The 25,375-nt window shown below is 58.8% G+C and carries 21 protein-coding genes; 8 read left to right on the forward strand and 13 right to left on the reverse strand.

Going from position 1 to position 25,375, the window contains the following annotated elements:
- Window positions 1-102 precede the first annotated feature (102 nt).
- From BLT69_RS07215 to BLT69_RS07230, 4 genes are all read right to left on the reverse strand, one after another.
- Window positions 103-1,302, reverse strand: a complete 1,200-nt coding sequence (locus BLT69_RS07215) for a 5-(carboxyamino)imidazole ribonucleotide synthase (protein WP_074026257.1) — start codon at window positions 1,300-1,302, stop codon at window positions 103-105.
- Between the two features lie 196 nt (window positions 1,303-1,498).
- Window positions 1,499-2,824 (reverse strand): HAMP domain-containing sensor histidine kinase, encoded by a 1,326-nt coding sequence (locus BLT69_RS07220; protein ID WP_058237061.1) that lies wholly within the window; start codon window positions 2,822-2,824, stop codon window positions 1,499-1,501.
- Between the two features lie 223 nt (window positions 2,825-3,047).
- Window positions 3,048-3,728, reverse strand: a complete 681-nt coding sequence (locus BLT69_RS07225) for a response regulator transcription factor (protein WP_058237062.1) — start codon at window positions 3,726-3,728, stop codon at window positions 3,048-3,050.
- A 235-nt stretch (window positions 3,729-3,963) separates the two neighbouring features.
- The gene (locus tag BLT69_RS07230; protein WP_092648733.1) at window positions 3,964-5,220 is read right to left on the reverse strand and encodes an adenylate/guanylate cyclase domain-containing protein; all 1,257 of its coding nucleotides are present in this window, start codon (window positions 5,218-5,220) and stop codon (window positions 3,964-3,966) included.
- 268 nt (window positions 5,221-5,488) lie between these two features.
- Between BLT69_RS07230 and BLT69_RS07235 the strand changes: the two genes are divergently transcribed.
- Entirely contained in the window at window positions 5,489-6,322 is an 834-nt protein-coding gene (locus tag BLT69_RS07235) for a Maf family protein (RefSeq protein ID WP_058237063.1), read from the forward strand.
- A 199-nt stretch (window positions 6,323-6,521) separates the two neighbouring features.
- Window positions 6,522-7,544, forward strand: a complete 1,023-nt coding sequence (dapD, locus tag BLT69_RS07240; RefSeq protein WP_257525482.1) for a 2,3,4,5-tetrahydropyridine-2,6-dicarboxylate N-succinyltransferase — start codon at window positions 6,522-6,524, stop codon at window positions 7,542-7,544.
- 612 nt (window positions 7,545-8,156) lie between these two features.
- Here dapD and BLT69_RS07245 read toward each other — a convergent pair.
- The 3 genes from BLT69_RS07245 to fdxA all read right to left on the reverse strand — a co-directional run bounded on the left by BLT69_RS07245 (window position 8,157) and on the right by fdxA (window position 11,259).
- Window positions 8,157-9,515 carry a citrate synthase gene (locus BLT69_RS07245; RefSeq protein WP_074026197.1) on the reverse strand — a complete coding sequence of 453 codons (1,359 nt, stop codon included), beginning with the start codon at window positions 9,513-9,515 and terminating at the stop codon, window positions 8,157-8,159.
- Between the two features lie 136 nt (window positions 9,516-9,651).
- Window positions 9,652-10,830, reverse strand: coding sequence for a succinyldiaminopimelate transaminase (gene dapC, locus BLT69_RS07250; protein ID WP_070726291.1), 1,179 nt, complete (start codon window positions 10,828-10,830; stop codon window positions 9,652-9,654).
- Window positions 10,831-10,920: 90 nt separating this feature from the next.
- Window positions 10,921-11,259 (reverse strand): ferredoxin, encoded by a 339-nt coding sequence (gene fdxA / locus BLT69_RS07255; protein WP_070726287.1) that lies wholly within the window; start codon window positions 11,257-11,259, stop codon window positions 10,921-10,923.
- Between the two features lie 306 nt (window positions 11,260-11,565).
- On the opposite strand from fdxA, the gene BLT69_RS11310 reads away from it, so the two are divergent.
- On the forward strand, window positions 11,566-11,751 hold the full coding sequence (locus BLT69_RS11310; protein ID WP_058237840.1) for a putative acetyltransferase: 186 nt from the start codon (window positions 11,566-11,568) through the stop codon (window positions 11,749-11,751).
- A 79-nt stretch (window positions 11,752-11,830) separates the two neighbouring features.
- On the opposite strand, the gene typA is transcribed toward BLT69_RS11310, so the two are convergent.
- Together typA and BLT69_RS07270 are read right to left on the reverse strand one after the other, a co-directional pair.
- On the reverse strand, window positions 11,831-13,750 hold the full coding sequence (typA, locus tag BLT69_RS07265) for a translational GTPase TypA (RefSeq protein WP_070726284.1): 1,920 nt from the start codon (window positions 13,748-13,750) through the stop codon (window positions 11,831-11,833).
- A 339-nt stretch (window positions 13,751-14,089) separates the two neighbouring features.
- On the reverse strand, window positions 14,090-15,655 hold the full coding sequence (locus tag BLT69_RS07270; RefSeq protein ID WP_092648734.1) for a hypothetical protein: 1,566 nt from the start codon (window positions 15,653-15,655) through the stop codon (window positions 14,090-14,092).
- 348 nt (window positions 15,656-16,003) lie between these two features.
- Here BLT69_RS07270 and BLT69_RS07275 point away from each other — a divergent pair, with 348 nt between their 5' ends.
- Window positions 16,004-16,918 (forward strand): D-hexose-6-phosphate mutarotase, encoded by a 915-nt coding sequence (locus tag BLT69_RS07275; protein ID WP_058237068.1) that lies wholly within the window; start codon window positions 16,004-16,006, stop codon window positions 16,916-16,918.
- Between the two features lie 163 nt (window positions 16,919-17,081).
- Here the strand turns inward: BLT69_RS07275 and BLT69_RS07280 are convergent, their stop codons facing one another.
- The 3 genes from BLT69_RS07280 to BLT69_RS07290 all read right to left on the reverse strand — a co-directional run bounded on the left by BLT69_RS07280 (window position 17,082) and on the right by BLT69_RS07290 (window position 20,508).
- A complete protein-coding gene (locus tag BLT69_RS07280; RefSeq protein ID WP_157886376.1) occupies window positions 17,082-17,945 on the reverse strand; it encodes a DUF3825 domain-containing protein in 864 nt (287 codons plus the stop codon).
- Window positions 17,946-18,129: 184 nt separating this feature from the next.
- Window positions 18,130-19,212, reverse strand: a complete 1,083-nt coding sequence (ychF, locus tag BLT69_RS07285) for a redox-regulated ATPase YchF (RefSeq protein ID WP_092648735.1) — start codon at window positions 19,210-19,212, stop codon at window positions 18,130-18,132.
- A 177-nt stretch (window positions 19,213-19,389) separates the two neighbouring features.
- Window positions 19,390-20,508 (reverse strand): 4-hydroxy-3-methylbut-2-enyl diphosphate reductase, encoded by a 1,119-nt coding sequence (locus tag BLT69_RS07290; protein ID WP_082628558.1) that lies wholly within the window; start codon window positions 20,506-20,508, stop codon window positions 19,390-19,392.
- A gap of 179 nt (window positions 20,509-20,687) precedes the next feature.
- Here BLT69_RS07290 and xseA point away from each other — a divergent pair, with 179 nt between their 5' ends.
- From xseA to BLT69_RS07305, 3 genes are all read left to right on the forward strand, one after another.
- Window positions 20,688-21,989, forward strand: a complete 1,302-nt coding sequence (gene xseA, locus BLT69_RS07295; RefSeq protein WP_092648736.1) for an exodeoxyribonuclease VII large subunit — start codon at window positions 20,688-20,690, stop codon at window positions 21,987-21,989.
- 84 nt (window positions 21,990-22,073) lie between these two features.
- Entirely contained in the window at window positions 22,074-22,358 is a 285-nt protein-coding gene (locus BLT69_RS07300; RefSeq protein ID WP_058237076.1) for an exodeoxyribonuclease VII small subunit, read from the forward strand.
- 259 nt (window positions 22,359-22,617) lie between these two features.
- On the forward strand, window positions 22,618-23,571 hold the full coding sequence (locus tag BLT69_RS07305; protein ID WP_092648737.1) for a PfkB family carbohydrate kinase: 954 nt from the start codon (window positions 22,618-22,620) through the stop codon (window positions 23,569-23,571).
- Between the two features lie 15 nt (window positions 23,572-23,586).
- On the opposite strand, the gene BLT69_RS07310 is transcribed toward BLT69_RS07305, so the two are convergent.
- Window positions 23,587-24,348 (reverse strand): isoprenyl transferase, encoded by a 762-nt coding sequence (locus BLT69_RS07310; RefSeq protein WP_058237078.1) that lies wholly within the window; start codon window positions 24,346-24,348, stop codon window positions 23,587-23,589.
- A 248-nt stretch (window positions 24,349-24,596) separates the two neighbouring features.
- Here BLT69_RS07310 and trhA point away from each other — a divergent pair, with 248 nt between their 5' ends.
- A complete protein-coding gene (gene trhA, locus BLT69_RS07315) occupies window positions 24,597-25,280 on the forward strand; it encodes a PAQR family membrane homeostasis protein TrhA (protein ID WP_092649124.1) in 684 nt (227 codons plus the stop codon).
- Window positions 25,281-25,375: the final 95 nt, after the last annotated feature.

A 25,375-nucleotide genomic window follows, 5' to 3' on the forward strand; every position in this document is an offset into this window, starting at 1 on the left:
CACAGCGCGCCGCCACCTCATCATCAGGCAGACCCCTGTCTTAATCTCAACGTGCCACGCCGCAGAGCGTCGCCCTCGTCAATGCCGACCAGTGTGACGGGCCTAGCCGTCCTCCTCCTCCGGCTCGCCGAACAGCGCATCGACCGCCGCCTGAGCTGCGGCCTGAGCTTCTTCCACCGTAGTCGCAGATACGTTGACATGTCCGAGCTTCCGGCCGGGTCGCACCGACTTGCCGTACAGATGGATCTTTGCTTCCGGACTCGATGCCAAAGCCTGAGACAGGCCCTCGCTGGGATCGTGTCGATTCGACCCCAGTAGGTTCACCATGACCGTGGCAGGCGCCGTCATTCGCGTGCTCCCCAACGGCAGGTCGAGCACAGCGCGAAGATGCTGTTCAAACTGACTGGTCACAGACCCGTCGATCGTCCAGTGACCCGAATTGTGCGGTCGCATGGCAAGCTCGTTCACCAACACGCGCGCACCGTCAACCCCATCAGCAACAAAGAGTTCGACAGCCAAAACACCGGTGACTCCCAGCTCAACTGCAATACGCTCCCCAAGATCTTCCGCCTGCCGGGCAAGCTCGGCAGAAATACCTGGTGCAGGCACCCGCACAATGGAGCAGACTCCGTTGTGTTGGATCGTCTGAGCAACTGGCCATGAGCGCACCTGACCGGATGGATTTCGGGCGACGAGGGCGGCCAGCTCCACCGTGAATGACACCTTTTCTTCAGCAAGGAGCGGCGCTCCACGGTCGAACCAATCGTCAACACCATGAGCATCGCCGACAACCCGCACGCCATGACCATCATAGCCGCCAACCGGTGTCTTCACGATGACCGGCCATCCAACCGCGTCGCCAAATGCTGCCAGTTCCTCGGGTGTGGTGACCTTCGCCCAACGGGGGCACGGAATCCCGGCGTCAGTGAGGCGTTCACGCATAGCGAGCTTGTCCTGCGCGTACAGCAAAGCCGATGCAGGTGGATTGATTGCAATGTCGGATCCTACTTGCCTGAGGATGTCCTGCGGAACGTGTTCATGCTCGAACGTCAGCACATCCGCGCCGCTGATGATCGTGCGCACAGCATCGATGTCCGAGGGGTCCCCCACCACTGAATGCACAACAACTGAGCCCGTTGCACCATCCTCAGCTTCAACCAGCGCATGTAGGTCGATTCCCAGTGCAATGGCACTTTCCTGCATCATGCGCGCCAGCTGACCACCACCAATCACAGCGATGACAGGGCGAGGTGCAGAAGGCGCTGGCGCACCGCTAGGTGCCCCGGTGGTATGAGACGCCACGTGACCATTTGGCGCTTCGAGGTTGTCGACGGCTGCTGCCGTGTTTGCGGATTCTTCGACTGGTGACTGCGCAGTATTTGATGAGCTCACACATAGAATCTACCGCTCACCCGCGGCTTCGTCACATCCCAGCGCACTAGGGTTGTGTGTGCCGAGTGGTCGCTTGCACGCGACCACTCGGCACACACAATAAAAATCAGAAGCGCCGCGAGCGCCTTCCCATTGATACCAGGGGTCCCTGCGGCATGACTCGGTCGGGGTCAATCGACGCGGGAATGGCCGCGAGTGACACGGTGAATACCGGTGGCGCTGCCTGCGTCAGTTCCAGTCGCCCGCCCATCGCTTCGGTCAGGTCGTGCGCTAATCCCAGCCCAATTCCACTGGACCCGTGACCGGATACGCCGTAGTCAAAAATCTCGGGAGCCAGTTCCTCAGAGACACCCTCGCCCTCGTCACTCACATCGATCATCACACCGCGCTTCGTGGGTGACTTGCGGGAAACCACTCGCGTTTCGCCGGCACCGTAACGCAAGGAGTTTTCGATCAGTGTTGCCAGCACCTGCCCGAGCTTCGCTGCATCGGCCAGCACCGAAGCACCCGATTCATCGGTGAAAGTCAAAGTCCGACCGGCCTGCGTGAAAGCACTCTCCCACTCTTCGCGAGCCGTGTTGAATATTTCCACCACATGGATAGCCTCCGTGTGCCCGCTGGTGCGTTTGGACGTGTCGAGCAGGTCCGTCACCACGGTCGTCAAGCGCTCGACCTGTTCAAGACAGCTGGATGCTTCTTCACGCACTTCGTCTTGCTCAGCGATCATCTCGATCTCCTCGAGCCGCATCGACAGAGCCGTCAGAGGCGTGCGCAGCTGGTGAGAAGCATCAGCGGAAAAACGGCGTTCTGCCGCCAAGCGCCCCGCCATGCGCTCTGCTGTTCTGGCCAGTTCATCCTGGACCAAGTCAATTTCCTCAATGCCGGATGGCTTCACTCGCGCACGCACCATACCGGCGCCAATTTGCTCGGCCTGAGCAGCCAGATAAATCAGCGGAGCGGACAGTCGGCGTGACAGCCGCTTCGCCAAAGCCCAGCCAACTAGCATCGATAGTGCTGCACCACCGATGAACAGGACAATCACACCGATAACGCGACGTATCGCGGGCATCGCGGAAGTTTCCATCGTCACGATCGTCCCCAGCGAAGATGATTCCGACGACCTGAGTTTAGGGCCCGAGATGGTCTCACCCACCACGATTTCCTCCTGCCCGCGCGCCTTCACACGTGTCCACGCATCAGCCTCTTCCACGACCAGCGGTTTCGCCCAGGCTTCAACCAGATGCTCAGAAATCTGCGTGCCCTCCGAAATGCGGCGGTCAGATGCCCGCATGAGGGATTCGACGCGCGCGTCCAGAGCATTTTGCTCACTTTGCCACGCCATGATGGAGCCGATCGTCGCACCCGGAATACCCATCAGCAGGACAACGACTGCTACGGCAGCCAGGATCATTTTTGCTGCTCGGCGTCTCATCGTTCCCTCCAATCTTGGCGTCAGCCCATCGTTTTGTGCAAGCGCTGACCGGTTGCACCGCAACGTGTCGACACTGGCTGACTGCGAGCACGTGCATGCGCCGGCAGGGACTAACAGGCGTCAGCGTTGGCTCACTGCTAGGATGAGCATCCACCAGTAGGCCACGCCAATTCCAAACTCAGCGCAGCAAGGGGAGCGCAGCAAGGCTTCGAGCAGGAGCGGCCTAGTGACCGTTCTTTTCGAAACGGAAACCCATTCCACGCACGGTTGTGATATAGCGCGGCGACCCGGCATCGTCTCCGAGCTTGCGGCGCAGCCACGACACGTGCATATCCAGCGTCTTGGTCGACCCTGATGGGTCAGACCCCCACACTTCACGCATCAGCGCTTCACGCTCGACCACGTTGCCGGCTTCACGTACCAGCACTCGCAGCAGCTCGAATTCTTTGGCAGTCAGATGCAGTTCACGCGATCCGACGAACGCCCTGTGTGCAGAGACATCGATTGTCACGTCCTGAGCGCTGATCTCATCCTCTGACACGTCACCGACCGAGCGGCGCAACAAAGCGCGCACACGAGCCAGGAGCTCAGCCAGGCGGAACGGCTTGGTCACATAGTCATCGGCACCGGCATCCAGGCCTACGACCATGTCTACCTCGTCAGTGCGAGCGGTCAGAATCAGGATAGGTGTGGTGCGGCCTTGCGAGCGGATTTCACGCGCAACCTCAAGGCCGTCAATGTCAGGCAAGCCCAAATCGAGGACAACTAGATCGGCGCCATCAATCTCATTGAGAGCGCCTTTACCAGTGCCATGAGCTCGGACCTCGTAGCCTTCACGCCCAAGGGCGCGAGCCAGAGGCTCGGAAATCGCGGGATCGTCTTCGACGAGCAGTACTGTAGTCACGGCTTAATGGTACATCCTAGGAGCGCTCTTTCACATTACTTGACCTTTTTCATCTCAATTTGCACCGTTCTTTAACGAGGAGAACGCGGCCTTTGAGCGAGCGAGGTCACACCGTTGTCTCACGTGGCAGGTGTTTTGAGCAGGCCGGAGGCGAAGGCAACGAGATGGAATTTTATGCGCGCAGCTTAAAACAGACGCTGTAACTGACGCGGCGCTCTCCCCTCGTCCACCACCGTTATTCGTATTGACGCGAGAGCAGGTATGGAGAGACGAGGCCGAAGCCGCGAAGTTCTGTGCTGGGGAAGGTTTCGATCGCATAGCCTTTGCCGCCTTTACCCGCGGAAACTGCCGCGGCGGTAGTCGGGTCAGTCAGGATTCGCCCAACCGGCGCGATATCCACCAGACGAGACGCGAGGTTCACCGGCGGTCCAAATACATCACCTGAACGGGAGAACACGTCACCCCGTACGAAGGAAGCGCGAACCGGCAAAATGTCATCATCGGCGTTAAGGCGCTCAATCAAGGAGGTCACCACATTCAGTCCGGTGGGCAAATCGTCAGCAATGAAGAACACGGCGTCACCAATCATCTTGACGACTCTGCCGCCTGCTTGAGTCACAGCGATTCGGCTCGCGTCCTCAAAACGTTGGATCAGGCCAACTAGCTTGCCGCCCAGGATGGTCGAGGAGGCCGTGTATGAGACCATGTCGACAAAACCGAGGGATCGGTTCAGCGGGAATCGACGCTTGGCTGATTCGTGCCCGCGCTGCGAGACTTCATGGTCGACGCGATCCAGGAGCGAGTGCAGCTGTCGCTGCCAGGAGTAGACGAGGGTCTCGCCCAGCAGGTCGACGTACTGGCGCATCTGGTCGAGTGTGACGAGGCGGGCCGCTGTATCATCAAGCCTCAGGCGGCGGACAGAATCTTCCACGAACGCTTCCACCTGCCACAACGCCAGGCGGTCGGTGATGTGGGAGTGGGCTCGGAGCAAAGACTGTGCGGTGGATCGGTCGACACTTCCATCGGCGACGAGCTGAGTCCACTTGGCGTAAATTTCCTGGTCACGGTGGGTGAAGAGCGGCGATTCGGGGTCGGCGTCCGGGAAGCCCATCGTCGTCCAGAAATCATTCACGTCGTCAACGGTTCCGCCAACCGCGTTGGCAAGGTCTTCAACGGTCAGATGCGGGATTTCGCCTAGCAATTGTTCCTCGTACTCGCGTATCGTGGCTCCCGCCCCGCGGCTCACTCCCGCCTGCACGCTTCCCCGTTCTTCCCCCGCTTGCGCCGAGTGGTCGCGTGCAAGCGACTGCTCGTGATGCATAGAAGATGGCGAGCCCGGCTGCGCGGACGGTTGATCGTCTTCTGAGGGCACAACTGAACTGGCCGGACGTGAGGGCGGGTGCTCAGAAGTTCTGCTCGACGAAGCATCACTGTGACCGTCTCGCTGATCATTGTTCATGTCGCTAATGTCAGCTTCGCACTGTCCAGTCACGCATCATTCCTCCCTTCCGTACTCGCATCCTTCTGCATCAGTATTCTGCATCGCGCAGCGTAAGCCGTAGCGTTATCTCTTCGCCTGACACACTTGTGAAAGTAGCGTTCGTATCGCCCCAACGCGGAAATTTTCCGCGATTGGCATGCCACCTGCATGAATGCAACCTTCCATAGCATAGCGCCTTATGTGTCGATCGTCACGTTCCCCGTTATCCGCGAGTGGTCGCGTGCACGCGACCACTCGTCGAAGTGACACACTAGGCGGTATGCATCTAGTTTTGGCTTCCCGTTCGCCGGCGCGCCGCGCGACGCTCCTATCAGCAGGAATCACACCGATTGTCATGGTGTCAGATGTTGATGAGAACGAAGTTCTCCGACGGCTCAAAGAAGCCTTCTCTTCGTCAAGTGACCCTGCACACGAAGACCCATCGCCTGCCGACCAAGTTCTCGCTTTGGCTCAGGCAAAATGCCTCGCGGTGGCAGACAGGCTGGCCTGCGTTTCCCTCGACAATACGGCCGTCGACGAGGTTCGTGCCGAAGATCGCACACACGAAGACCTTATCGTCGTGGGCTGCGACTCCATGTTCGAACTGGATGGCGTCATGTATGGAAAGCCGCATAACCGCCTGACTGCCATCGAACGCATCAGGTCGATGCAAGGACGCAGCGGCACGTTGTGGACAGGGCACTGCGTCGCCCTCCTGACAGCGCAAAGCCACAATTCGATTGACGAAGAGAGTGCCTCTCCCCTTGCTGGCGTGAAGCCGTCCCGTGCCCCCGAACCCGCCGCTAACACGCCCAAGTCGACGGACGTGGCCTATCAAGTTGCGCGAACGGCCGGGCGTTCAGCTTCCACAACCGTATATTTCGGCTCAATGACCGACGAAGAAATCAAAGCGTACGTTGACTCGGGTGAGCCGCTTGAGGTGGCGGGCTCATTCACGATCGATGGTCTTGGAGGGGCATTCGTCCGGGGCGTCGAGGGGGATCCCCACTCCGTTGTTGGTATCTCGTTGCCGCTCCTTCGGTCGATGCTGGCTGAGCTGGACGTATTCTGGCCCGACTTATGGGATCAGCACAACAGGCCCAACGGGCACTGACACCCATTCAAACCATTCGACGATCTCACAATATGGGAAAACCTGATCGCGTTTCAATCCTCTTGTGTGCCGAGTGGTCGCTTGCAAGCGACCACTCGGCACATGCCTCGTCGACTATCGCACCCACCTGCGAGCCGCCTGCAGCCCTCCCCCTCGCCAAAGTCCTTCCGGGAAATGCCAAGCACCGTAAACTGAGACCATGACTGAGGACACAACTGAGACCCACAATATGAACGCATGGGGAATTGGGCTGGCAACAGTTGCCGACGATGGTCACACACTGGACGTGTGGTACCCGCACCCCCATTTGGGCGAACGTTCTAACTCGGCCCCAGACGCCGAGCTCTTCGATATGCTCTCCGAACTGGAACGACGCGATGAGGCTCGCGGAGTGCACACACAGGTTGTCACATGCACCGCCGACCTAGAGGATCGCCCTCAATCCACCGCCGATGCCTACCTTCGCCTGCATCTTTTGTCCCACCGGCTCGTCAAGCCCAACACGATCAACCTCGACGGCATTTTCTCGCGCCTCCCTTCAGTTGTGTGGACGTCGGCAGGCCCGTGTCCGATCGATGACTTCGAAGGAACTCGCCTTCGCCTGCGCCAACACCTCGGCCGTCCTGTCACCGTAACCGGCGTGGATAAGTTCCCCCCGATGGTGAACTACGTCGTGCCAGATGGAGTCAGGATCGCTGACGGTGCGAAAGTTCGCCTGGGTGCCTACCTGTCGAAGGGCACAACAGTCATGCATGCCGCGTTCGTGAACTTCAATGCGGGCACGCTGGGCCGCAGCCTGATCGAAGGCCGTATCTCGCGCGGCGTTGTCATCGGTGATGGATCCGACGTAGGCGGCGGAGCTTCGACCATTGGCGCTCTGAGCGGTAGCGGCGACGACCAGGTCCGCCTGGGCAAACGCTGTCTGCTGGGCGCAAACTCCGGCTTGGGCATTCCGCTGGGTGATGACTGCGTGATCGAAGCCGGACTGTTCCTGACAGCCGATACCCAGGTGGCGCTCATGCCTGGAGGCGGCGTCATTCCGGGCGCGAACGGTCTTTTCGCAGAACCGCGAACAGTGGAGGCTCGTGAACTTGCCGGAGCCTCGAATGTTCTCTTCAAGCGCTCCGTGTCCGGCAGAGTTGAAGCCCACGCGCGCGGAGGCCGCTCAATCGAGTGGAATGACCCGCAGCAGCATCATCGTGAAAACCACGAGGACGACTAGCCGAGCCGCATACTTGAGCTCTCCCCCACCGTTAGGTCTTTGAATGGAGGTCAGCCTCCTCGTGACGTGATCGTGATGCTGGGTGCAGCGACGCGTGGCGGCACGTCCGGGTGCTAATAAGCCGGAAGCCGCATCGCATTTGAGCGTCACGTGGAGATAGCGGGGTAACGTCATGTTCCTCGCTCCCAGCAAATAGGACCTCCGAGATCAGTCATTTCCTAGTGGGCCAGCCAGCTTCTAGGTGCCTGGCTATTGCAGGGGTGCTGGGCGCTGCTTATGCCCGTGGTTGATACTGCACGAGGGTGGCTCACGCTATCCACAATTTCGTCATTTTTCTCATATTTTCTGTGGATTACTGCACCTTTTCAGTAAGGTCACACCCTGTAGCGCACCCAAACTTAATTGTCAAATTGGCGTCTTTCCAACGATTTCCGGGACTGCGCCGACTGGTTCCACACAGTCCACAGTTTTATCCACAGTCCTCGCGTCCAGTCGCCCGCAACTAGGCCACACAGACCGAAACGCGGAAGGAGAAGTCCCCCAGCCCTCAACAAGATCTCGCGAGTGGTCGCGTGCAAGCGACCACTCGCGAAAAAACAAAAACTGCGCGGACTAGCTACGCTGGCGTAACGGCACGTAGTCGCGTTCAACCTCACCAATGTAGACCTGACGGGGCCGACCGATCTTCGTTGCCGGGTCCTCCGTCATCTCCTTGTACTGCGCAATCCAGCCGGGAAGACGCCCCAGTGCGAACAGCGGTGTGAACATCTTGGTTGGGAAGCCCATCGCCGAGTAAATCAGGCCAGTGTAGAAGTCAACATTGGGGTACAACTTGCGTTCCTTGAAGTAATCGTCATTCAAGGCAATATCCTCGAGCTCCATCGCGACATCCAGCATCTCATCGCGTTTGCCCAGACGAGACAGCACATCGTGAGCCGTTTCTTTTACGATGGCCGCCCTCGGATCGTAATTCTTGTACACACGATGGCCGAAGCCCATCAAGCGCACGCCCTCTTCCTTGTTTTTAACCTTCTCAACGTAGGACTGAACTGATTCGCCCGATTCGATGATCTGGTTGAGCATCTTCAGCACGGCTTCGTTGGCACCGCCGTGAAGCGGACCTGCCAGCGCGCCAATTCCCGCTGCCACTGATGCATACAGGTTGGCTTGCGAGGAGCCGACGAGGCGGACGGTGGACGCCGAGCAGTTCTGCTCATGATCGGCGTGCAAAATGAACAATGTGTCGAGAGCATGCACCAGCGCCGGATCAATGTCATAGGACTGGTACGGCATGCCGAACGTCATACGGATGAAATCCTCGGTGTAGGAACGTTGAGCATCTGGGTACAGCAGTGGCAGGCCGGCGGCTCGCTTCGCGATGTAGCTGATCATGGTGGGAAGCTTCGCCAGCAGCAATACGAGCGCCACGTTGAGTTGCTCGGGGTCGCGCGGATCCAGCGTGTCCTCGTAATAGGTGGCGAAACCGGCGACACCTGCCTGGAGGATCGCCATCGGGTGCCCGCGGTGCGGGAATGCTGTAAAGAACGCCTTGAAATTCTCGTGAAGCAGGCGGTGACGCTGGATACGACGGATGAACAGCTCAAGTGTCTGCGCGTCGGGAAGTTCACCATAAATCAGCAGGTAGGCAACCTCGAGGAAGGAGGAATGCTTCGCGAGCTGTTCAATGGGGTATCCACGATAACGCAGGATTCCTTTCGCGCCGTCAATAAACGTGATGGCAGACTCGCACGATCCGGTGTTGACGAAGCCGGGGTCCAACGTCACAACGTCAGTGTCTGAAAGCATTTTCGTGATGCGTACGCCATCAGAGCCGGCGGTCGCATGGACGCGTTCAAGCGGCAGCGTCTTGTCACCAATAGTCAGGCAGCCGTCCGGTTTAGCTTCGGCGTCATGTGGCTTTGACGAGGACGGGGCTGCTTTCGTTGACTGATCGGAAGCTTCAGTGCTCATCGGTATGTACTACCTCCTCAAACAGGCGCGACTACATCGACGCATGGGCTTATAGTCCTACTTTAATACCCCCGAGGTCAGCTCGCGCAGGGATCTCACATCCAGTAGCGCAGCCCCATCCTCGTCGCATTGGATCTTAGCGACTATTCGCGCTCGCAAACCCGTCAGGAATGAGGCGGCGGGCCGCAGATTGGATGCATTCGTCGGTTGCGGTCAGGGAGACTCGTACGAAGTTGGTTGAGCGTTCTCCGTAGAAGTCGCCTGGTGCCACGATCATTCCACGCTCGGCAAACCAATCGACAAGGTCCCAGCCGTTCATGCGTCCACTCGGATCGCTCACCCATAAGTAGAGACCTGCTGCCGAGTGCGGGTCGACGCACAGCCCCGCGTCCTCAAGGGCACGCTTCAAAATGGTGCGGCGAGCTCCATACAGGGCGTGCTGGTGCTCAACGTGGTCGGTGTCCGTGAGCGCGACAGCCATCGCGTGCTGTATGGGCGCGGGGAGGATCATTCCCGTATGGCGTCGCACGGTGAGAACTCGAGAGATCAGGTCGCGATCCCCCGCCATCAGTGCGGCTCTGTAGCCAGCCAAATTGGACTGTTTCGACAGGGAGTACAGGACTATGATTCCGGTTGGGTCACCGTCGCAAATGTCGCGATCAAGCAAGGATGGGACACCCTCGGAAGTAAAAGGAGCCTGCCAAGGCAAGGCGGCGTAGCACTCATCCGAGACCACTATCGCGCCCTTCTCTCTCGCCCATTGGACGCTTGCATGCGACTTCTCGCGAGTGAGGACGTGCCCAGTGGGGTTCGACGGCGAGTTCACCCAGACGAGGGATGCGTCAGGCCACGTGTCGACGCGCTCTGGATCCACGCGGATGCATCGCGCACGGATGAGGCGGGCGCTGATGTCATATGTAGGGTAGGAAACTTCCGGCACAAGGATGGTGTCATCGCTAGTCAACCCCAGTTCGAACGGCAGCCATGCGACCGCTTCCTTCGACCCGATCGTCGGAATGACGGCCGCCGATTGTGCAGTTGCCTCCCGTGGAGATTGGAGAGGAACCATACCTCGCTTCGATGCCCACAGAGCCATTGCCTCCTGGAGTTCCAGCGTGCCTTCAACCCGAGGATATCCAGCAGCATTAGTGGAATTGGCGAGGGCGTCCTGGATGATCGTGGGTGTGGGGTCGACCGGTGTGCCGATCGAAAGGTCACACACTCCACCGGGATGCTCCGCGGCGCGTGCGCGCGCCGGTTCCAGACTGTCCCAGGGAAAGTCAGGCAAATTCAAGGGACGGAGCAGAGCATTCATACAAGTCTCCAGCAAATAAGTGGCGAGTGGTCGCTTGCACGCGACCACTCGCCAATATAGTCATCACAGCGATGCACTGATGGGACTGCCTCAGTTTTGGGACAGGTACTCCTCGTTTTGAGGCGGAAGACCCTGAATCATCTCATCGTCGAATTCTTGTGCTCCGACACGCTGCGCGCCGCCTGGCGAGCCGAGATCTTTGAAGAAGTCGACATTCGCGCGGTAATAATCCGACCATTCTTCGGGAAGGTCATCCTCGTAAAAAATGGCCTCGGTCGGGCACACAGGTTCGCATGCCCCGCAATCAACACATTCATCGGGATGAATGTACAGCGATCGTTTCCCCTCGTAAATGCAGTCCACAGGGCATTCATCCACGCAAGCACGGTCTTTGACGTCCACGCAAGGTTGCGCGATGACATACGTCATGAGATCCCTCCCTCTTCTCAACGCGACGTGCACTCGAGGCCATCACATATCCCACGGGACTGCCGGCTCATCGCACAGCTCGACGCGTTGACTATATTAGTGCCACTATTATCACTCATATGCGACAGCATTCAGGCTGCGACCACCATTTGCGCGTGGACTCTCAGCGATTTCTCCTGTAAAGACGCCACTTAGTCGCAGTGGCGCCCAATCAATCAAAGAAAGCTCATGTTCTCAGAAAACACGTCACAACCTGCCAATAGGGCTCAACACGGCTTTCCTAAACAACCGCCTGAGCTTCCTTGGATGAGATGGGCAGTTGGCACTCGGGTCGTGGTGAGGTATCGCGAAGGCGAAGGCTTTCGCGATGCTCTGGGGACTTTACTGGAAGTTGCGCCCGACCACGTTACTATCGAGGCGCGGCGGGGAATCGTTCGTGTCGAAGCGGACACGATGGTGACCGGAAAAGTCGTCCCTCCTGCGCGCTGGTAGCAGGGCACGAAAAGGCAACCATCCCTGAAATTTCGTCGAGTGGTCGCTTGCACGCGTCTACTCGGCGAAAAAACCTAGACTACTTATCTTTACGACGTTGACGCGCTGCGATCTTAAAACGCTCCTGCGAATCCAACACGACCTTACGAATACGAATCGCCTCAGGCGTGACCTCAACACATTCATCATTAGACGCGAACTCCAGCGACTCTTCCAGCGTCAGTTTTCGCGACGGAGTCAACGTTTCATACACATCAGCGGTGGCCGAACGCGTATTCGTCTGCTTCTTCTCACGCGTGATATTGACGTCCATATCCTCGTTACGGGGATTCTCCCCTACAACCTGACCTTCATAAACCTCTGACCCCGGCTCAATAATGAACGATGCGCGCTCCTGCAGGTTGGTCATCGCGTAAGGCGTTGCCTGCCCTGCACGGTCAGCAACCAAGGAGCCGGTCAGCCGCTGCTCAATCGTCCCCTGCCACGGAGCGTATCCCTCCGAAATTGACGAGGCGATTCCCGTTCCACGAGTTTCAGTCAAGAAACGCGCACGGAAGCCAATCAGCCCGCGGGCAGGGATCGTGAACTGGAGGCGGATCCAACCACTCCCGTGATTAGCCATCGAGTTCATGCGGCCTTTACGCTGAGCCATCAGCTGGGTCACCGCGCCCAGATACTCCTCAGGAATGTCGATGGTCATCTGCTCCATCGGCTCGTGAACTTTACCGTCAATTTCCTTGGTCACAACCTGTGGTTTACCGACAGTAAGCTCAAACCCTTCACGCCTCATCTGTTCGACGAGGATTGCGAGCGCAAGCTCGCCTCGTCCCTGAACTTCCCACGCGTCGGGCCGAGAAGTCGACAAAACCCGCAACGACACGTTACCCACCAGTTCACGATCGAGACGGTCCTTAACCTGGCGAGCAGTCACTTTCGCACCCTTGACACGCCCAGCCAGCGGCGAGGTGTTGATTCCCACGGTCATGGAAATCGCGGGGTCATCCACCTTGATCAAGGGAAGTGGACGAGGATCGTCGAGGTCGACCAGCGACTCACCGATCGTAATATCGTCGACGCCGGCAATTGCAACGATCTCGCCGGGGCCAGCCTCTTCAGCAGGTACGCGCTCCAAACCTTCTGTGCGTAGTAGCTCCGTGACGCGAACAGACTTGATGGTGCCGTCATGACGGGCGAGCCCGACGTTCTGTCCCTTTTTCAGGGTGCCGTTGTGCATGCGCAGCAACGCCAGACGCCCTAGGAAAGGAGAGGCATCGAGGTTGGTGACATGGGCTTGTAGAGGAGCCCCCTCGTCGTAACTGGGACCGGGAATACGTTGCAAGATGGTTTCAAAGAGTGGCTCGAGGTCTTCTTCCGGAAGCTTGCCGTCGCCGGGATTCGTCAATGAGGAGACGCCTGCTTTAGCTGATGCGTAAATCACGGGCACGTCCAGCAATGCATCAACATCCGCTTCCACGCCTTCGTTCATGAGGTCTTCAGCCAAGGACAACAGAAGGTCAGTGGTTTCCGAGACGACCTCTTCAATGCGCGAATCGGGGCGGTCCACTTTGTTGACAACAATGACGACCCGCAGTTGAGCTTCGAGGGCTTTGCGCAGGACGAAGCGTGTTTGCGGCAGCGGACCTTCAGAGGCATCGACGAGGAGGACGACGCCGTCGACCATGGACAGCCCGCGTTCAACCTCGCCGCCAAAGTCGGCGTGACCTGGGGTGTCGATGACGTTGATGGTCACGCCTTCGGTCAGACCGAGTTTTTGCGCAGCGGGCCCGCGGTAGTGCACAGCGGTGTTCTTGGCGAGGATCGTGATGCCTTTTTCACGCTCAAGATCACCCGAGTCCATGACGCGTTCGCCGGTCTTTTCCACCGAATCATGTTCGGAGAAGGCTCCTGATTGCCAGAGCATTGCGTCGACAAGCGTGGTCTTCCCATGATCCACGTGGGCGACGATAGCGACGTTACGAATGTCCTGACGCACAGGCATTGCCTGCCTCCTTTATGGCGACGATCGAAGAAAATGCGCCGAGTGGACCCGTGCAAGCGACCACTCGGCAATAAACGTCTGGGGTTGCCAGTTGAGTGTAGGGGTCGATTCCTCTTCACGCAGCTGTGCACACGAAATACCAGATTAATCACTCATCGGCGTCTCCGATAGAGACGAGCATGCGAAATCGAACACTTTACGACACGCAATGTGTTCCGTTTCATCCTGGAACTGCGGCTCTTATCGACCACGACGTCTCATCGTGTACTTGTTCTCATCCCCTAAGGTCGAAGCGGCTTGGTCAGCATCGCGACGTTTCGGCCGCCGCTCGGTCTAGGGTCAGCACACCGCCGCCACTTGCCAGCTATGGCTCACCGACTCGTCCCGCGTCCACGCATTTCGACGCCGATCAAAAAGCGCCTTCTTCCACGAGCGCCGCATGGGAATGGAAGCCGAATGGCCTAACAGCTGGGCAATCCTTCTTTCGAGATACGGCGTCTCGCCGCGAAGATCTTTACGACGAACCACGAGGATAGTCCACCCAGCCTCTTCAAGAACCTGGATCCGCCAGCGGTCATGTTCGGCCTGTGGACCAGTTTCCGGATGGAACTCCTCGCCAAAATATTCGACACCTATCTTCACCGCTGCGTTTTTTAACCCGCTTGAGATCTCACCAGTAGCCCCTCCGGGCACATGGTGCGCGCCCGCGCTCCGCACCCCTGTCGAGTCCGCCCTCGACCGTCCGAGGCTGCATATTTGCAGCTTCGAGCGCCCACCATCTTGTGCAGGCAGGCACCATCCCAGATCGATTCGGAACGAGCCTTTACCGCTGGCATGCCCTCCACACAAGTTGGTGCTGTTCTGCGGGCAAACGAGGGACTCTTCGCTGTCCGTCACCGAGTCCCGCGCCTCACTCATGCTCCTACTTTTCGCGATTCGGCCTTGCTGTGTGGCGCTGACACGCACAGGGATTTGAAGAATTGGACGGGGAAGGCCTGCTTCACGTAAACGCAGACGAAGGGCAGTTTCCTGAACTGATTCGGATCTGATGTCGGCATTGTTAATCGCAGCACGTAAAATCCGTACACCTCGCCTGCCGGACCTCGCCTGCGCGGCCTCTACCAGCTCGTCCACTGTTACGAGTCCCTGGCGCAAAAAGCCTTCAATCCACGCTGTCGCGAGGTCAATCGTCGCTCCCATCGCAACATCGCACACTGTGCGCAAAGCGCTCGTGACGCGCATGCCCTCCATGCTCACGATTTCGCTTTCATCAACTTCCATAACTCTGCATGCAACACCAGGTCGACGTACTGCGCGAGTGCCGGCCGGGCGAAGCACACAGATCCGAAAGGCGTCATCAGCCTCATGGCTATCCCGCACACTAACCCCATACATTAAAGCGGCGGTTTCACCGGCAAAAACAGCATCATCAGGCAAAATCGCCGCGACCGCATGCATCATTTCGCCGTCGAATAGTCGGCGCGATACATACCATCCGCGCGCCAGGTGAACAATGTGTCCAGAGCGGCACGCGCTCTCAATTTGTGAGGTTTCCACTCCAGCCCGCCGCAGTTCATATGTCGAGGTCACGACGCGCGAGCCAACCATTTCACGATCGGCACACATGACCGAGGGAGGCTGCGTCACTCCGCCGAGTTCTTTAAGGTCTGTCTGCCACTGCTCGAGGGTGCGCGAGCGGAAACGCAAAACCGGTGAACCACGCGAGGCAGCAAAGCGCTCGCAGTGCGTCAAGGTTCGGATCCCCTCGCGAATGGGCCTCGTAGCAGATGAGCCCGGGTTCTCGCCGTGGGTATCGCCACGCGCCTCTTTCGACTCCGTGGGGATCGTGACTGTGCCATTGCGACGGAGTTCTGGCTCGCTGTTTATGCCTTTCCTAGTGGTCATGGCAGCCACTGTGCAGTACGACGCGGCCACCTGGCAGTGGCCGTCACCGAGTTGTGGACGTGGCCTCCGCGGGTGAAAGTAGTGTGGATAAGACCATAGCCAGCCACATGCCTGTGGATACTGCTCATCCACGCACACGGCACCTCCCCAGAATTACTGATTCACCAACTCCGCCCCCTCCCTCGCACCGCTTCGGGCTCCTGTAGTTCACGGTGAAGGCAACAGCGCATCAGCCTCCCTCGCCAATGCCCCACCGAATGGCGCACAGCCCGAATGATGTTGTTCCTTCTTGTGCAGCCCGCATGGCGAATGCGCCCATGAAAGCCTGTTTCGCTCTACTCTTAAACCATGACGGATTCATCAGCACTTCCCACTCCCCTTAACCTGGAAGGTTCATCCTCGCGGGCGTCGATCTCCCCGTTCGGCGCTCAGGTTCTCGAGTGGACGGTTGACTCTGATACACCCGTGATCTGGATGTCTCCGCTGGCAGCACACGATGGTGTCCGTACGCCACGAGGAGGGGTCCCAATATGTTTGCCGTGGTTCGGAGCTCATCTGAGTGATCCTGAAGCTCCCAAACACGGTTTCGCGCGCACCGCTATGTGGACTCAGATCAGCCCAGATCCTGCCGACAAGGACATTGCGCGCGGGGAAAGCGACTCCACGTATGCCGAATTCGCCCTGGCTCATTCTCCTTCACAGAATTCCAGCCAGTCGGACCAGCCAGTCCAGCCAGGCGCCGACGGCTATTTTCCTTTCAGTTTCGAGGCGAACCTTTCGATCGACGTAGCCGATTCCCTGATGATGAGGTTGACTGTGACGAACACAGACACTCGACCGTTTACCTTTCAGGAAGCTTTCCACACCTATGTGGCGGTTGGCGACATCAAAGACGTCACGATTGAGGGCCTCGACGGCGCTTTCTACGACGACAAGTCGCTTGCACGCGACCACTCGCGCAAGCAAATTGGTGAGGTGACGTTCGTACGGTACACGGACCGGATCTATCACTCTGATGCGAACGTGCAGATCCGCGATCCCCGTTTCCGGCGGATCGTCTCGATTGAAAAGTCCGGCTCGGCCAACACGATCGTGTGGAACCCCTGGTCAGACACGGTTGGCCAATTTGATGATCTTGAATCGCGCGCATGGCAAGAGTTTGTTTGTGTCGAGTCCGGCAACGTTGCAGACGAAGCGATCGAACTCGAACCCGACCAGTCTCACACCATGACTGTCTCGATTTACGTTGACTCGATGGAGTGAGCAGCGATCCCTCACCGAGGAGCTATGGCACAGCGCCTCACTCGCGAGGTCGCACCAGATCCTTGCTCACCAGTGTCACCTAAATCTCACTCTCCGAAGTGCCCTAGATCCTCACTCCCCAATACCGCCGCTGAGCCCCACTGAACAGCGCTGCCCCACCGCCTCAGTCGACCTCGTCAGGTTCTCCCGCGCTGGGTAGAAGCCACTCGGAGTCAGGACGAGCGACGAGGCGGGCATTCGAGTACGCCATCTCCAATGTCAACACGGTGTGTCCGCGGTATATGCGCTCATTAGCCTTGGACACTACCAGCGCCAGATCTGCTCGACCATCACTGTCAAGATCCAACGGCATCAGGAACTGTGCCGTATCTTCAGGCGCGGCCGGATACCACTGAGGCACGACCACTTTATAGTTGCGGCGAGTCTTGCGCAGCGCCCAGTTCACCGCAGAATCAAGCGCCTGTCGCGCGCGGACCGGGTTCGCCTGCAAATCCAGTGGAAAGCGGTCAATGTTATCGCCCAAGATGTGACTGTAAGCCAATTTGAGTTCGCAGCTGCAGTCGTATACGAGGTCGCCAGCTGTTCTCACGTACTGTGCCATCTGCGGCAAGGGGTCAAAATTAGCCAGAAGATCTCTGTTGGACTCGGTAACCCATCCCTTGAAAAACCAATCTTGCGCGTCATCGTTGCGGAAGTGGTTCCTCTCAAAAAGCGCAAAGAGCTCCTCTGAAAGTGCAGTCAGCAGTCCAGTATTAAATGCAGCGTATTGCCCATCAGCGCTCACATCAATCTTGTCTTCGGTGACGAGGCGCTTGTACGTGTAGTTGACATAGTTGTTGAGGATCGGATGGTCGAGTGACCGGGTCGCCTCGCCCCAGTCTTCGTCCTCGGCAAGCGCGGCAAGCTCGTTCAGTGTCTGGTTCCACGCCAAGAGCGGACTGTAACGAGGCGCAGCGCCGCGCTCATATTTCACACGAAACGGGAAGAAAGCAAACTCACGGAGCCGATCCGGATTTCCATTCGTCACGTAAGCCTCCTCAGCAGGTTCGAGGTTTTCCTGTCCTCGCATATAGTGCGTCACTCCTGATCTCTTACTCAGCGCCTGCGCCGACGCGCGCTCGCACCCAACTGTGCGGCTGGCTCGCGCCCAAGCTGGCGATTGCCACGCCTCTCTCTCGGTGAGAATCCGACGTGCGCAGAGACCACTCTATTCACACGTTGAACCGGAATTCGACCACGTCACCGTCCTGCATGACGTAGTCTTTGCCTTCCATACGCACCCGCCCGTGAGCGCGCGCCTCCGCCATCGAGCCCAGTTCAACCAGCTCGTCGTAGCTAACGACCTCGGCTTTAATGAAACCTTTCTGGAAGTCGGTGTGGATGACGCCGGCAGCTTCGGGGGCGGTATCTCCCTGGTGAATCGTCCATGCCCGTGATTCCTTGTCACCAGCGGTGAGGAATGTTTGCAGTCCGAGGGTGCTAAATCCCACGCGCGCCAGCTGATCCAAGCCAGATTCTGCTTGCCCTGACTCTTCGAGCATTTCGCGGGCGTCATCCTCGTCAAGTTCAATGAGTTCGGACTCGAATTGGGCGTCCAGGAAAATGGCGTCAGCGGGTGCGACGAGGGCGCGCAGTTCATCCTGCTTGGCGCGATCTGCCATCCCCTCGGAATCCATATTGAAGACATAGATAAACGGTTTCGCCGTCATCAGCTGGAACGATTTAAGGGCATCCTGGTCGAGCGCTGCTCCCTCGGGCCCGGATAGTACGGTGCCTTGTTCAAGAAGTTCGAGGGCGGCTTTCGCCGTCGCCAGAACTGCCGGATCTGTTTTCTTACCCTTGACCTCTTTGTCGAGGCGAGGGATTTGCTTTTCAAGGGTCTGAATATCAGCAAGGATCAGTTCTGTTGAGATGGTCTCAATGTCACTGGCCGGATCAACTTTGCCTTCGACGTGGACAACGTCGGGGTCGTCGAATGCGCGTGTGACCTGGCAGATTGCGTCTGCCTCGCGAATGTTGGCAAGAAACTGGTTGCCCAGGCCTTCGCCTTCAGAGGCGCCACGCACGATGCCCGCAATATCAACGAATGAGACGGTGGCGTGAATGATCTTTTCTGAGTTGAACATTTTTGCTAGAACGTCCAGACGAGGATCAGGCAGCGGTACCACTCCCACGTTTGGTTCGATCGTGGCGAAGGGGTAGTTCGCTGCGAGCGCTGATGCGCGCGTCAGGGCGTTAAAGAGGGTCGACTTGCCGACGTTGGGCAGTCCCGCAATTCCAATAGTCAAAGACACGTGCCCTATTGTAGGCATTCCTGTGCGCGTATGCGGAAAGCCGTGTCCTGCGCCTCATTCATGTGTGTGCCGAGTGGTCGCGTGCAAGCGACCACTCGGCACACAGCAGAAAATTCGCGCAGATATCTTGTGGTGAGTCAGCAGCGTCTCGCGCCTTCGTTGCACCGGGCGTCACCGTCAATGCGTGTGGTTCGCACCTGACTGCCGCGGCGCGTGCGGGCGCGCATCGATCAGCCCCGACTTCTTGAGCTCCATACGCAAATTACGCGGCAATGCAAACGTTGTCGTCTCGGTTTCGGTGCGCACTTGCTCAACGTGCGTCAAGCCGCGTTCTTTCAGCCACGCGATGACGTCTCGCACCAACACTTCCGGCACGGACGCACCCGATGTGACACCAACCGTCTGAGCACCTTCAAACCATTCTTCGCGCAGCTCACTTGCTCGGTCAACACGATGAGCTGAACCGGCACCGGCATCCAGCGCAACTTCCAGCAGCCGCACAGAATTCGACGAATTCGCCGATCCCACCACGATCATGACATCAACGTCAGGCGCAATCGACTTCACTGCAACTTGCCGGTTTTGCGTCGCATAGCAAATATCGTCACTGGGAGGATCCGTCAGCTCCGGGAATCGTTCACGCAGCCGGTCAACCGTCTGCCGCGTCTCGTCAACAGAGAGCGTGGTCTGCGAAATCCATACCACGCGCGAGGGGTCACGCACCGTCACCGAGTCAACCTCGTCAGGCGATCCAACGACCTGAATATGGTCGGGAGCCTCACCAAACGTCCCCTCGACTTCCTCGTGCCCCTGATGGCCCACCAGGATAATGTCATAGTCTTCGCGCGCAAAACGCACCGCTTCGCGATGCACTTTCGTCACGAGCGGGCACGTCGCATCGATAGTGGCGAGGTGACGCTCCTGCGCTGCGGCCACCACCTGCGGTGACACTCCGTGCGCGGAAAACACGACCCGAGCTCCCTCGGGAACTTCGTCGACTTCCTGCACGAAAATCGCGCCGCGCTCAGACAGAGTTTCCACCACGTATTTATTGTGAACGATCTCTTTGCGCACGTAGATAGGCGGCCCGTACAGTTCGAGCGCTTTCTCCACGACGTCGACCGCTCTGTCCACGCCCGCACAGTACCCACGCGGCGCAGCGACGAGCACGCGCCCGCCTTCAGGCGTCTGGTCCTGGCCTGATCCGGCCCCACCATCATCTTGCGGCGGCCGTGGGAACGAGGGCGACGGAAGCGACACGGGAGATGCGCGATGCGCAGCGGCGTCCTGATTCATACGTCCAATCTAACGTCTATGACACCTATTGACATCCTCAGCGTAATGAATCCCACGTCACGGCAGCGCTCCACCGTCCGCATCGTCGTGTGATGTGACATCCTTGGATCGTGTCATTTTCACAGCCTCCGCATATGCCAGATGGACGCCAGCCCGGAAGCGGCCGGCCACCCTCGTCAATGAACGCGGGCCAGCCCGGTGCGCGCACGCTCGCCCCCAAGGCAGCGATGACGACGAGGGAGAACCCATGGCCTCTGCGACTGCTTACTGAGAACATCAAGACCTATGTCGAAAAGATGTCGACACTGTGGGTTGAAGGCCAGATCGTGGAATACAAGCCGCGACCTGGCACTCGTATGGCGTTTTTCGTGCTGCGTGACGTGCAAGCGGATACATCCATGACTGTGACCGCGTTCCCTTCGGTACTGGACCGCACCGGCCCGGGCTTTGAAGAAGGGGCGCGCGTGGTGATTCGTGCGACTCCTGTGTTTTGGGAGAAGCGCGGGACGCTCAATCTGCGGGCTGAGGAGATCCATCTGCAGGGACTGGGCGATTTGCTCGCGCAGATTGAGATGCTGCGCCGCAAGCTTTCGGCCGAGGGCCTGTTTGCTCCCGAACGCAAAGTCCCGCTGCCGTTCGCCCCGAAGGTGATTGGTTTGGTGTGTGGCCGCAACGCCAAGGCAAAAGATGACGTCGTGGTCAACGCGAGCGCGCGCTGGCCTGCGATCGGCTTTGAGATTCGTGAAGTTGCTGTTCAGGGCGTGCACGCGGTGCGGGAGGTGTGCGCGGCGATGACTGAGCTGGACGGGCTGAGCCATGTTGATGTCATCGTAGTGGCCCGTGGTGGCGGCTCGGTCGAGGACCTTTTGCCGTTTTCTGATGAGACGATGGTGCGTACTGCGGCAACGATTCGTAAACCGCTTGTTTCAGCCATTGGGCACGAGGCCGACGCTCCTCTGCTGGATCTGGTTGCTGATTTTCGTGCGTCCACGCCGACGGATGCGGCCCGCCGTGTCGTGCCGGATTTGGCGCAGGAGACTGCTGGGCTGACTCAGGCCGCCTCGCGCATGCGTTCTGCGGTTGCGCGCGTGGTGGGCAGGGAGCGCGAGCGTCTCTCGTTGGTCACGTCGCGTCCAGTGATGGTCGAGCCAAGGGCGATTGTCGAGCGCCACGTGCAGGTTGTGGACGGTTTGCGCGGCCGTCTGTCAGTGGCGCTGTCGCGAATGCTGTCCCGCGAGCAAACGGGGTTGGCTCGAGCGATCGGCACGTTGAGGGCTCTGTCCCCTCAGGCAACGTTGGATCGCGGGTATGCCCTGTTGCGCACGCCGGGTGGAGATCTGATTCGCTCCACTGATCAGATAGCGAAAGGCGATTTACTTGAGGGCGTCTTAGCGTCGGGCCGACTGGTCGCTCAAGTGTTCGGCTTCACTCCTGCTACCTCGGATACCTCCGCATCAGAAGATGATCCCCTCGCCAATTAATGCGCAAAGCTTTGTTCATTGTGCCGAGTGGTCGCGTGCACGCGACCACTCGGCACACACAAGAAAACTGGGAAGGAAAAGTTTATGAGCCAGAATGGCACCTCACCTGTGGAGAACCGGCCGGATGCCTCCACTATGGGATACGAGCAGGCACGCGATGAACTCGTTGAGATCGTCGGTGTTCTTGAATCAGGCAAGGCTCCCCTCGAAGCAACCCTTCAGCTGTGGGAGCGAGGTGAAGCTCTCGCCACGCGCTGCCGCACGATCCTGGACCAGGCTCAATCCCGCCTTGAACAGGCAGACGCCTCAGACCAGCCACACGACGATGCGAGCGGCTCATCTGAACAAGCAGACGGCGCTTTCAGGTAGGCGACCACTCGCGGTCACGTCGCCTCTAGCACCGCCCGAGCGCACACCGTCCCTGGCACCGCTCGAGCGCACACCGCCCCTGGCGCCACATGACCGCACTCCGCCCCGTTCTCCTCGACAATGGAGTCTGCAGGCGTTGCCAATTTCCGCTGCATACCCACATTCGATAGGCTAAGCACAGAACGCACTCGTGCGCTCTTCCCCACCAGTTCGGGCGCACCCGCACAGAAGCGTGTACGTCACCAGTCAGGAAGTTTCAATGGATATCTTGTCTGCCCCGCATATCCTCGCCATCGGCGAGTCCCTCGTGGATATTCTGCACCGCCCCGACCGCCCCGATGATGTTGTGGAGACACCCGGCGGCTCTCCCGCAAACACGGCGATGACACTGGGTCGCCTGGGTCGTCCGATTGTGCTGGAAACGTGGCTGGGCCGCGATGAACGAGGGCGGACAGTGGCTGAACACTTCCGCGACTCCCACGTCTATATTCCACTGGAATCTTTCGGCGCAACACGCACAACGACGGCAACTGCCACGCTGAATGAGCGAGGTGCCGCGACCTACACCTTCGATATTGAGTGGGCTCCGCGCACGCCTATCCCTGTTTCTCCCCATGCCCAAATCGTGCATGCCGGGTCGATTTCCGCTGTTATTCAGCCAGGTGGCCCCGCCATTCTTGACGCGCTGCACCGCGCACACGATCAGGCCATCGTCACCTACGACCCGAATATCCGCCCCGACATTATGGGCTCACCGGAAGAATCGATCGACACGATCCTCGACTTCGTGCGTGCAGCCGACATCGTGAAGGTCTCAGATGAAGACATCGCATGGCTGACGAATGATGCACCACTGGACGAGGTCGTGTCTGATTGGCTCGGACTTGGCCCGTCGCTTGTCATCGTCACCCGCGGAAGCAAGGGTGCCATGGCTCGTTCAGTGAGTGGCATGCAGTGCGCGGCCACCCCTGCTGATATCCCAGTGGTTGATACTGTCGGCGCGGGTGATTCGTTCACCGGCGGCATTATTGACGCACTGTGGGGTCTTGGCCTCGTGGGGGCTGACGCGCGCGAAGCGTTGCGGACCCTTGACGAGGCGACCGCAATGAAGATTTTGACGCGAGCCTCACGAATTTCAGATATCACTGTTTCGCGTGCCGGCGCCAACCCACCGTGGCTGTCGGAGCTGAGCGAGTCGGAGCTGAACGACTAGCTCGCCTGCGCGCAATCAACGCCCCATACGCCGTTCACGTTGCGCATAGGAGCGTAGCGCGCGCAGAAAATCGACGCGTCGGAAGTCAGGCCAGTACGCCTCACAGAAGTACAACTCGGTGTGAACACTCTGCCAGATCATAAAGCCGGACAGCCGCTGCTCACCCGAGGTGCGAATCACAAGGTCCGGATCAGGCTGCCCCTTGGTGTACAGATGATTCGTGATGTCCTCGTCAGTGAGCGAATCAGCAACTTCTTCCAGCGTGCGCCCCTGAGCAGCCGCATCTCGCAGCAAAGAGCGCACCGCATCAGCAATCTCATGACGCCCGCCGTAGCCAACCGCGATGTTGACGCTCAGGCCATCCATATCTTTCGTCGCGTCCTGGGCGCTGCGCAACTCGTCGGCAAGATCCTCGCTGAGCAGTGACAAATCACCGACAACACCGATTTTCCAGCGACGCTGAGCGGCCAAGGCGCGCACGGCCTGCCCAATAATGTCAAAAAGCTCGTCGATCTCATGCTGATCGCGCTCCAGATTGTCGGTAGAGAGCATCCATAGCGTGACGATCTCAACTCCGACCTCTTCGGCCCACTCCAAAAATTCTGCAATTTTCCCGGCACCGGCGCGGTGACCGTGAGACGCTGTGGTTCCAATGGAACGCGCCCAGCGGCGGTTTCCATCCAAGATGACCCCGACGTGACGGGGAATCGACCCATGAGCGATTTCAGAGCGTACTCGCCGTTCATACAGGTCGTAGAGCAAATTCCATTGCGCCATCGGGACCTCCCATATGTTCTTGCACCAACTGTATACCTCACGCCTCGAACTCAGAGGGCGAAGGATTGCCCCGTGGATTTCGCCTATGGAGATTGTGGCGGTCCCACTACCTAACTTACGGTATCGTAGGGAAGAGGGCGGGGTGGTCATCACGGCCCCATCACAGCGCCACCGCGGCGCCCCGCGGCCCCCACCAACGCGTCACTGTCCCTGCGAGAATGCGAGTTCGGTAAGGAGAGATGTCAGACATGAAGATTGCATCTATTCACCCCACCCAGTGGGTTCCAGAACAGCTCATTAGCGTCAAGCCGCACTTTCGCGGATGGCTCCATCTGGTCGCCACTCCCCTGTCACTGGCCGCCTCGATCGTTCTCGTGTGCCTGGCACCTACCACAGCGACTACATGGGCCTCGGCTGTCTACCTTGCCGCATCGCTCATCCTGTTCGGCATCTCGGCGCTTTACCACCGTTTCTACTGGGCTCCCAAATGGGAGACGCTATGGCGCAGACTCGACCATTCAAACATTTTCCTGCTGATCGCCGGCACCTACACACCGCTGGCTGTCGCCCTCCTGTCCCCGCATGATCAGGTTGTTCTGCTCTCGATCGTGTGGACAGGTGCCATCGCAGGCATTCTCATTAACCTGTTGTGGCCGGCAGCGCCCCGCTGGCTGGCAACGCTGCTGTACGTTGTGTTGGGCTGGACCGCCATATGGTATCTGCCCGCTCTGTGGTCTGGTGGTGGCCCCGCCGTCGTGTGGCTCGTCATTGCAGGTGGTTTGCTGTATACACTGGGTGCCCTCGTCTATGCGACGAAATGGCCGAATCCCTCGCCCAAGTGGTTTGGTTTCCATGAGATCTTCCACTCGTTCACGATCCTGGCGTGGGCGTGTCAATGCGTCGCCGTGTACATCGCGGTCCTGACTGCTTAAGCGTGTGCCACCAGCGGCGTTGATTGTTTTGTCATCATTGACGAGGGTGGCCCATGCGCCGTTTCGTCCGGAGATGAAAACGAGACTTTCGCCGC

The sequence above is a fragment of the Schaalia radingae genome (genome assembly GCF_900106055.1).
GTDB lineage: Bacteria > Actinomycetota > Actinomycetes > Actinomycetales > Actinomycetaceae > Pauljensenia > Pauljensenia radingae_A.